This is a genomic window from Kluyvera genomosp. 1, assembly GCF_001266615.1.
Taxonomy (GTDB): Bacteria; Pseudomonadota; Gammaproteobacteria; order Enterobacterales; family Enterobacteriaceae; genus Kluyvera; species Kluyvera cryocrescens_A.
Genome location: NZ_LGHZ01000011.1, coordinates 236,382 through 245,646, shown reverse-complemented (window position 1 = coordinate 245,646; position 9,265 = coordinate 236,382). Strand labels below are relative to the sequence as shown.

The 9,265-nt window shown below is 52.7% G+C and carries 6 protein-coding genes; 1 reads left to right on the top strand and 5 read right to left on the bottom strand.

Features of this window, described 5'->3' with window-relative positions; all coding sequences use genetic code 11:
- Positions 1-599: 599 nt before the first annotated feature.
- Both avtA and KP80_RS07530 read right to left on the bottom strand, forming a co-directional pair.
- On the bottom strand, positions 600-1,853 hold the full coding sequence (avtA, locus tag KP80_RS07535) for a valine--pyruvate transaminase (RefSeq protein WP_052282976.1): 1,254 nt from the start codon (positions 1,851-1,853) through the stop codon (positions 600-602).
- A 173-nt stretch (positions 1,854-2,026) separates the two neighbouring features.
- Complete coding sequence (locus tag KP80_RS07530) at positions 2,027-4,063, bottom strand: alpha-amylase (RefSeq protein ID WP_052282975.1); 2,037 nt, start codon at positions 4,061-4,063, stop codon at positions 2,027-2,029.
- 309 nt (positions 4,064-4,372) lie between these two features.
- Between KP80_RS07530 and KP80_RS07525 the strand changes: the two genes are divergently transcribed.
- Positions 4,373-5,194, top strand: coding sequence for a protein bax (locus KP80_RS07525; protein WP_052282974.1), 822 nt, complete (start codon positions 4,373-4,375; stop codon positions 5,192-5,194).
- Positions 5,195-5,266: 72 nt separating this feature from the next.
- Here KP80_RS07525 and xylR read toward each other — a convergent pair whose 3' ends face one another.
- From xylR to KP80_RS07510, 3 genes are all read right to left on the bottom strand, one after another.
- Complete coding sequence (gene xylR, locus KP80_RS07520; protein ID WP_052282973.1) at positions 5,267-6,451, bottom strand: D-xylose utilization transcriptional activator XylR; 1,185 nt, start codon at positions 6,449-6,451, stop codon at positions 5,267-5,269.
- 69 nt (positions 6,452-6,520) lie between these two features.
- Positions 6,521-7,702: a xylose ABC transporter permease XylH gene (gene xylH, locus KP80_RS07515; RefSeq protein WP_052282972.1), complete on the bottom strand. Its 1,182-nt coding sequence runs from the start codon at positions 7,700-7,702 to the stop codon at positions 6,521-6,523.
- Positions 7,680-9,221, bottom strand: coding sequence for a xylose ABC transporter ATP-binding protein (locus KP80_RS07510; RefSeq protein WP_052282971.1), 1,542 nt, complete (start codon positions 9,219-9,221; stop codon positions 7,680-7,682). The genes xylH and KP80_RS07510 overlap by 23 nt, the downstream gene beginning before the upstream one ends.
- Positions 9,222-9,265: the final 44 nt, after the last annotated feature.

Genomic DNA, 9,265 nt, shown 5'->3' with positions numbered 1-9,265 from the left:
CCACCACCAGTACCACCGCCAGTGCCGCCACCAGTGCCACCGCCAGTGCCACCGCCAGTGCCACCGCCAGTGCCTCCATCACCACCACTGTCTCCTCCGCCGGATCCACTGCCCTGAGTGGAACCATTTTTGGCCGTTGAATGAGAGCCCCCGCCGCTACCGCTACAGGCAGAGAGTGAGAATGCAATAAGTACTGCCACAGCAATAATGCTTAAGTGGCTAACGTTATTAGAAGTCATGATCCTTCTCCACCAGTTAAAACGCCGAGTGCGTATTAGTCAGTGTAAGTAGAAAAATAAGCCTTGCACGGGGTGTTTTTTTTCATACGAAAGTCTGAATATTCTGATTTAACTTAGGCAGAAACAAAGTCTGCTATGTAAAATAATATGCCTTTGCGAAACATGCTGTTACTTCATTTTTAACATAGTAAGCCGAAATAAATAATGGGGTAGGGAGTTTAGCAGGAGTTAAATTGAGTAATAAATTGGGAGTAATCTGAGTGGCGTAAAGCGTCTGAATATATTGTTTCTGTTTTTTAAATAACGATCATGGTCACAGAAAACATCAGCCTCCAGAATTAGAGGCTGATATATTGTATATTAACGTTTCTCGCGCCAGGCTATTTCAATTTCCTCGGCGAGTATTTTGACGCCAGCTTCTATTTTTTCTGGCTCTGGAACATAGTTCATACGCATGCATTGATGGGTATGCTCCCAAGATTCATCCAGACCAGGGAAGAAGAAGTCGCCAGGTACCATCAGAACCCCGCGTTTTTTCAGGCGCTGATACAGTTCTTCTGTGGTAATCGGCAAATCTTTAAACCACAACCACAGGAAAATTGCCCCTTCAGGCTTGTGAATGAGGCAGCGTTCTTCTGGCAGATAACGACGAATAGTGGCAATTGTTTCCTGAACGCGCTGGTAGTAGAAGGGCTTGATAACTGTTTCAGACAGTCGCAGTAGATCTTTTCGCTTAATCATCTCGCACATAATGGCTGGTCCGATGCCACCTGGTGCAAGGCTGATAATGCCGTTCATATTACTGATAGCCGTGATGATTTTTTCGCTGGCAATAATAATCCCACAGCGGCTGCCCGGTAGACCCAGTTTTGACAGGCTCATGCACAGCACGGTGTTTTGATTCCACAGTGGCGTGGCTTCGCTGAAGATGATCCCGGGGAAAGGGACGCCATAGGCGTTGTCGATAACCAGCGGAACTCCATGCTGGGTCGCCAGCGCATCCAGCTGTTTAACTTCGTCATCAGTAATGACGTTGCCGGTTGGGTTGGTTGGACGCGAGACGCAAATCATCCCGGTATCTTTACCAATCGGCAGGTTGTCAAAATCAACGTGGTATTTAAACTGCCCTTCAGGAAGCAGCTCAATATGCGGACGTGTTGAAACAAAGAGGTCGTCTTCGAGGCCGGAATCCGCGTAGCCGATATACTCCGGCGTCAGAGGGAAAAGTACCTTACGGGTAGTGCCATCCGCGCGACGACCGGCAAACAGATTAAACAAGTAGAAAAATGCGCTTTGACTGCCATTTGTCAGTGCAATATTCTGTGGGCCAATCTCCCAGCCTAATTCATCACGCAGCATATCCGCGAGGGCGATCAGCAGCTCATTTTTTCCCTGCGGGCCGTCATAATTACAAAGCGCATCAGAGACTTTGCCGCTTTCCAGCATCTCCGCCAGGAGATTCGTGAAGTATGAATTCATCTCTGGAATCTGCGCCGGGTTACCGCCGCCGAGCATGATGGCCCCTGGGGTGCGTAAACCGTCGTTGAGGTCTTCCATCAGGCGGGCAATGCCTGTATGGCGGGTGAACTTGTCGCCGAAAAGTGAAAATGTCATCGCTGATTATCTATTGCTTGATCTGTGAAGTGGGTAACGATAACGCCACTCACGATGTGGTGCAAATGGCCTGCTGGCGACATTCATGGAGGGTAATGCGATATATCTTTATTATGGTAGTGTTTTATTCTAAAAAAGCCTGCGCCAACGACGCAGGCCTGGAGAAGGATAAATCAGTGGTGACCCGCCCATACTACCATCACTTTATCCTGCCCGTTTTCACGCACAAAACCGTAGCCCTGAGGGAGTGTGAGCGTCGTTTGTTTGCCTGCGCCAATGGCCGGGTGCCGCGCGCGGAATTGCCCCAATTTCTGCCAGTGGGCAACCGTTGCGGCGGCGTGACCCGCGACATCCTGCCAGTTCATCTGCGAGCGGGTTCCCTGCAGCGGGTCAGAACCAGTAGGGCCAAATGGGCGGCTGGATTCATCGCCATAGAAAATCTGCACCGCGCCGGGGGCCAGCAATAGCAGTTCGGCGGCGTTGTTGCCTTTCTCGCGGAACAAGCGGGTATCGTGGGATGACAGATAGCTCAGGACGTTAAAACTCTGCAGTTTGTCGGCCATTTGCTGCCAGGTGAGATCGATATTTGCCAGGCAACTCGTGGCTTTTGCCGCTTGATCCTGGTAATCAAAGTTGATCATCGCGTCAAAGCCATGGCGGTAATACTCACTCTCCATCACGCCGTGGCCCCAGGCTTCGCCCGTCATCCAGAATGGGGCATCATCCAACGCTTTTTGTGGATTGGCCTTCTTCCATTCCGCCAGTGCTTCAATAGATTGCGTTTTCAACTGTTGCCATGCCGCCATTTCAACGTGTTTGGCCGTGTCGACGCGGAAACCATCAATGCCATAATCGCGTACCCATTGGCTGAGCCAGCGGGTGAGGTAATCACGCGGTGTATTACCCTCAATAGCTTTGGCGTGGGTATCCGGTTTATGGCTGTAGAAATGGGGCAGCCCGCTTGCGGTGGCCGACTCGGTTTTGAGATCCGGCAGGAATGCCAGCGACATGGTTAAATCATCAAAGCCGGGATTGTCGTAGTCGCCAATATCGGTGCGGATCCACGCTTTACCCCACCATTTCTCCCACGCGGCTTTGTCGCTGAAATTGATGTAGTCATTAAAGCTGTGCCAGGTTTGGCCCGGGCCGGGCTTCCAGTCAGTCCACTGTTGGCCCAATGTTTTGGTGATCTCATCTCCTTGAAGGTACAGCGCGCCAAACTGATATTGCTGCATGTCGGCGAGCGTCGCATACCCGGTATGGTTCATGACGACATCAAATAAGACGCGCATGCCGCGCCGATGGGCACCATCCACCAGCGCGCGAAGATCATTCTCGGTGCCCATATTGGCATCGAGCCGCGTCCAGTCCTGGGTGTAGTAGCCGTGATAGGCGTAATGGGGGAAATCACCATTGGTGCCACCGCCAACCCAGCCGTGGATTTGCTCAAGCGGAGAGCTTATCCACAACGCGTTGACACCGAGTTGCTGGAGATAATCCAGCTTGCTGGTTAGCCCTTTAAGGTCGCCACCGTGGAAGGTGCCAATCTCCTGCATGTCGTCTTTATGGCGACCATAGCTGTTGTCGTTGCTGGGGTCGCCGTTGACAAAGCGGTCGGTCAGTACGAAGTAAACCGTGGCGTTATGCCAGCTAAACGGCGCGCGTTCGTTCACATCTGCATTTTCAAGTAGTAATAGACCATTGCTGCCATCGGCAGGCAGCAGCGTAATTTTCCCCTGTTTGACCACCGTGGTCTGCCCGCTGTAGAAGTCACGAACGGTACTGCCTTCAGCGAATGTTTTCGCGACATCCAGCGTCAGCGGTTTTCCATCCCAGCGAGGACACTGGCGAACGTCTACCTGCGTGTCGCTGCTATCGGCGGCGCTTTGGACCGCAATCATCAGCGTTGGCGTTCCTGAACGGGTATCCACTTCAAGCATATAGTCACCATCCCTGAACAGGCGCCATTGAGGGGAATCTCCCTGGCAGGGCTCCAGAGAGAGCATTTGGTTAAGCCGAATCGCTGACGAGGGTTGCCAGCACTGTTGGTCAAAATTAAGCCTTAGAGGGCGAGTACCCTTTGTGAGCATTTTTTGACTGGTGAATTTTCCCGTTCCGTCGGCGGAAAAAGCAGGGAAGTCATCCATCGTCCAGCTTGCTGCGCTGGCGAAGGCGGGGAACATTAACGGTAGGATTGCGGCGAGTTTCATTCCAATATCCTGTGCCTGAAGGTGTTTTTTTGTAGTGTGCCAGCCGTTGGTTATGCTGGGCTCATCCTCTTGTCAGGAGGAGAGAAAGGGCTGAGTGATGACGGTCAAAAAATGAACTAAAATGAGAGCTGCTCGGCATTTTGCCTGTACGAATTGTCATATGCTGAATCGCGTCCGTGAGGGCGTTTCGGAATCGGACTATTTCTTGTACGTGCTTTTGTGGGCTATTTTTGCTATAATTTGAGATTCAGCTCTCAATTTTATTAAATAAGAAGGCGTTGGAATGATTGCATCCGACCAGGAGATCTAATGATATCGACACCCATTCGACGATATGGGGCCGCGATACTAATGTTACTCATCTGCACATTTTCAGGTGGGGTGTTCGCAAAAACGCACACGGTAACAAAGCATCAAAAAGCCTCGGTAACAAAGACAAGTTTAAGTAAGGCCAGCAGTAAGCAAGAGTATTCTCGCAATAGTGTAAAGAGCAGTTCACTTCCTGATTTGCGAAAATACCCTTCCGGGACACCAAGGAAAAGAGCGTTTCTCCGGACGGTAATGCCTTATATTACGAGTCAAAATGCTGCTATCACGGCGGATCGTAACTGGTTGGTTTCCAAACAGTACGAAGGTCGTTGGTCGCCGTCTGAGCGCGCGCGTCTGAAAGACATTGCCGCTCGTTATAAAGTGAGCTGGAACGGCAACACGCGTAAGGTGCCGTGGAACTCTCTGCTTGAGCGTGTAGATATTATCCCAGGCAGCATGGTAGCCACCATGGCTGCAGCAGAAAGCGGTTGGGGTACCTCTAAACTGGCGCGTAGCAACAACAACCTGTTCGGCATGAAATGCGGTAAAGGTTGTAAAAATGGCGCGGGTTCAGTTAACGGCTACACCAAGTTTGACTCCGTAAAAGAGTCTGTGCAGGCGTATGCAAGAAACCTGAATACGCATCCAGCTTATGCCTCGTTCCGTAAATCACGCGCACAGCTGCGTAAGACGGATCAGGAAGTCACCGCTACGGCGATGATTCATAAGCTGAAAGGCTATTCGACCAAGGGTTCTAGCTACAACGACTACCTGTTCGCGATGTACCAGGATAACCAGCGTCTGATTGCAGCACACATGTAATCGGTACTGAATCGTAAAAAAGCCTTCCATCACAGGAAGGCTTTTTTTATCCGTAAAACTCACGTGAATCCATCAAGCCTGAATCAGCGCCTCGCTATGCTGTTCACGGTACTCTTTTGGCGTGGTGTCGTACTCTTTCTTAAACACGGAATAAAAGTACTGCAGCGATGGATAGCCACACATCTGCGAGATTTCATTGATCGACAATGACGTGGAGACGAGCAGGCTGCGCGCTTTTTCCAGCTTCTCGCTGTGGATCACCGCGTGAATAGTCTCGCCAACCTCTTCTTTAAAACGCTTTTCAAGATTCGAGCGTGAAATGCCGACGGAGTCGAGCACCTGCTCGACCTTGATGCCCTTACAGGCGTTATTGCGGATATAGTGCATGGCCTGGATAACCGCTGGATCGTTCAATGAACGGTAGTCCGTCGAGCGGCGTGCCATGACGCGCATGGGCGGCACCAGCACGCGCTGGAGCGGTAGGGTTTCGCTATCGAGAAGACGCTGCATCAGTTTCGCCGCCTGGTAGCCCATCTGGCGTGCGCCTTGTGCCACCGATGAAAGTGCCACGCGGGAGAGGTAGCGAGTTAGCTCTTCGTTATCAATACCGATAACGCAGAGTTTTTCCGGCACCGGAATATGCAGATGCTCGCAGGCTTGCAGAATATGACGCGCTCGGGCATCGGTTACGGCGATGATCCCCGTTTGCGGCGGCAGCGTTTGCAGCCAGTCGGCGAGACGATTTTGGGCGTGCTGCCAGTTTTCCGGGGCGGTTTGCTGGCCCTGATAAATTACGCCGCGATATTTTTCTTTGGCGACAATCTGGCTAAAGGCGTACTCGCGCTCTTCGGCCCAGCGCTTGCCGCTGGCGGAGGGAAGACCATAAAAGGCGAAACGATGAACCCCTTTTTCCTTTAAATGCAAAAATGCGCTTTCAACCAGCGCATAGTTATCGGTCGCAATGTAGTGAACCGGTGGATACTGTTCCTGTCGATGGTATGAACCACCGACGCCGACGATCGGCACGTTGACGTCGGTCAGAAGCGCCTCGATGGTTGGGTCGTCGTAGTCGGCGATGACGCCATCGCCGAGCCACTCTTTAATATTTTCAATGCGCGCGCGGAAATCTTCTTCAATGAAGATATCCCACTCTGACTGCGACGCCTGTAAGTATTCGCCAACGCCTTCAACGACCTGACGATCGAAAGCTTTGTTGGCATTGAATAACAGCGTCACGCGGTGACGTTTTCCAAACATGGTTCAGGGTTCCTCGTGAATCATGAGCGGTGCTGCCACGGACGCGACGGCAGCACCACGGACTGGTAATTACGCGCGCCGCTTGGTGGCGGAGTCCATCCAGACGGCAAGCAATAAAATCGCACCTTTAACGATATACTGCCAGAAAGTCGGGACGTCCATCATACTCATTCCGTTATCGAGCGAAGCCATGATAAATGCCCCCATCACGGCGCCGGCTACGCTGCCGACGCCACCTGCAAGGCTGGTACCACCGATAACGCAGGCGGCAATCGCGTCCAGTTCGGCAATGTTTCCCGCTGAAGGTGAACCGGCGCCCAGACGAGAGCTGAGAATCAGTCCAGCAATCGCCACCATCAGGCCGTTAATCGCGAATACCGCCAGCTTGTTGCGCTCCACGTTGATACCCGACAGACGGGCGGCTTCGATATTTCCACCGATGGCGTAAATGCGTCGACCAAAAGCGGTACGCATCGCCATAAACATTCCTGCTAGCATCAGCAGCGTGAGCAGCAGTACTGGCGTCGGTACGCCACGGTAGTCGTTTAACAGCCAGATAGCACCCAGTACGATAACGGCCGTCAGCGCCTGACGACCGACCATCCCGGTGGACGCTGGTGTCGTCAGGCCCAGAGACTGCCGGCGCATCCGGCCTCGCCACTGCCAGGCGACAAATGCCATCAGCCCGATAGCGCCGAAAGTAAAGCCAATCCCGTTTGGCAGATAGCTCTGGCCGATTTGCGACATGGCGGCACTGGTGGGTGAGACGGTTGTGCCGTTAGTGATGCCAATCAGTATGCCGCGGAATGCGAGCATCCCGGCTAGCGTGACGATAAACGAAGGCACCTTGCGGTAGGCGACCCACCACCCGTTCCATGCTCCAAGCACCAGACCCATTGCCAGCGTCACGATGATGGTAAGCGGCAGCGGCCAGCCGAGCCAGACATCAAAAATGGCCGCCGCGCCGCCCAACAGGCCCATCATGGAACCCACGGAAAGGTCGATTTCCGCAGAGATAATGACAAACACCATCCCCACCGCCAGGATGCCGGTGATGGCAGTTTGGCGCAGCAGGTTAGAGACGTTACGCGCGCTCAGATAGGCGCCGTCGGTGGTCCAGGTGAAGAACAGCATGATCGCCACGATTGCGGCGATCATCACGAAAACCTGCAGGTTGAGCGATTTTAACCGTAGCGCTGGAGTGGCTGCAGGGGCCGCCAGTTTCATTTCAGACGGGGTGTTTTTCGACATGGCGTTCGCTCCTTAAGGCGGCTTCCATCACGTGTTCCTGGGTCAGGTTATGGTTCACCAGGTCGGCTTTGAGTTTTCCTTCGTGCATGACCAGTACCCGGTCGCTCAGACCCAGCACTTCCGGTAGTTCAGAGGAGATGACGATGACGGCGATACCTTGCTGTACCAGCTGATTGATAAGCTTGTAGATTTCATATTTCGCGCCAATATCGATACCGCGAGTAGGCTCATCGAGAATCAGAATGCGGGGATTTAGCAGCAGACAGCGTGCCAGAATCGCTTTCTGTTGGTTGCCGCCGCTCAGACGACCAATCGCGAGATCTGGTGAAGAGGTTTTCACTTTCAGACGCTGAATGGATTGCAAAATACACTGTTGCTCTTTGGCATCATCAAGGCTGCTCAATGCGCCGCTAAAATCGTTAAGCGCGGCGAGCGTGATATTTTTGCCGACGGCCATGACCGGAACGATGCCGTCTTTTTTACGGTCTTCCGGCACCATAGCGATTCCATGAGCGATGGCCTGTTGACAGCTACGGATATCGACCGGTTGCCCATCAATGAAAATTTTACCTTCCCAACGCCCATGCCAAACACCAAACAGGCACTGTACCGCCTCGGTCCGACCTGCGCCGACCAGCCCGGCAATGCCGAGGATCTCTCCACGCTTGAGGCTAAATGAAATATCATTGACGCGTTTGATATGGCGATTGACCGGATGCCAGGCGGTGAGATGTTCCACGCGCAGGATTTCGTCCCCCGTCGTGTGGGGGTCGTTGGGATATAGAGCCGTCAGCTCGCGACCGACCATCATGGTGATGATGTCATCTTCGGTCATGCAGTTGGCATCGCGAGTGCCAATATGCTGGCCATCGCGGATAACGCAGATGGTGTCGGAAATCGCCTTTACTTCGTTAAGCTTGTGGGAGATGTAGACACAGGCGATGCCGTGGTTTTGCAGATCGCGAATGATATCGAGCAGCACGGCGGTCTCTTGCTCGGTCAGCGAGGCGGTAGGTTCGTCGAGGATCAGCAGTCGTACCTGCTTATTCAGCGCCTTGGCAATTTCAACCAGTTGCTGCTGACCCAGGCCCAAATCTCCCACCCGCGTATCAGGCGAAATGGCCAGGTTGACCTGAGCGAGGAGTTTCTCACAGCGCAACGTCATGGTGTCGTAATCCAGCACGCCGTGGCGGCTGATTTCCGCACCGAGAAAAATATTTTCCAGCACGGTCAGATGTTTAACCAATGCCAGTTCCTGGTGAATAATGGCGATGCCTTTACGCTCAGTATCGCGAATATGGGTGGGTTGAAGCGTTTCTCCGGCAAAAATAATCTCACCGTCATAGCTGCCGTGCGGGTAAATACCGCATAGCACCTTCATTAAGGTTGATTTGCCGGAACCGTTCTCACCACACAGTGAAACCACCTCACCTGGATTGAGGCGTAGGCTGACGTTATCAATAGCCTTAACCACCCCAAAGGTTTTGGTGATGCTCTTCATTTCGAGTAAATATGGCATAAGTGTTTATGCTCCACGTTAACCTGGCTCGCGGTTCTTATCGC

What these genes read in the sequence shown, in the direction of transcription:
- avtA (WP_052282976.1), bottom strand. Translation starts at nt 1,853, where the DNA reads ATGACATTTTCACTTTTCGGCGACAAGTTCACCCGCCATACAGGCATT.
- KP80_RS07530 (WP_052282975.1), bottom strand. Translation starts at nt 4,063, where the DNA reads ATGAAACTCGCCGCAATCCTACCGTTAATGTTCCCCGCCTTCGCCAGC.
- KP80_RS07525 (WP_052282974.1), top strand. Translation starts at nt 4,373, where the DNA reads ATGATATCGACACCCATTCGACGATATGGGGCCGCGATACTAATGTTA.
- xylR (WP_052282973.1), bottom strand. Translation starts at nt 6,451, where the DNA reads ATGTTTGGAAAACGTCACCGCGTGACGCTGTTATTCAATGCCAACAAA.
- xylH (WP_052282972.1), bottom strand. Translation starts at nt 7,702, where the DNA reads ATGTCGAAAAACACCCCGTCTGAAATGAAACTGGCGGCCCCTGCAGCC.
- KP80_RS07510 (WP_052282971.1), bottom strand. Translation starts at nt 9,221, where the DNA reads ATGCCATATTTACTCGAAATGAAGAGCATCACCAAAACCTTTGGGGTG.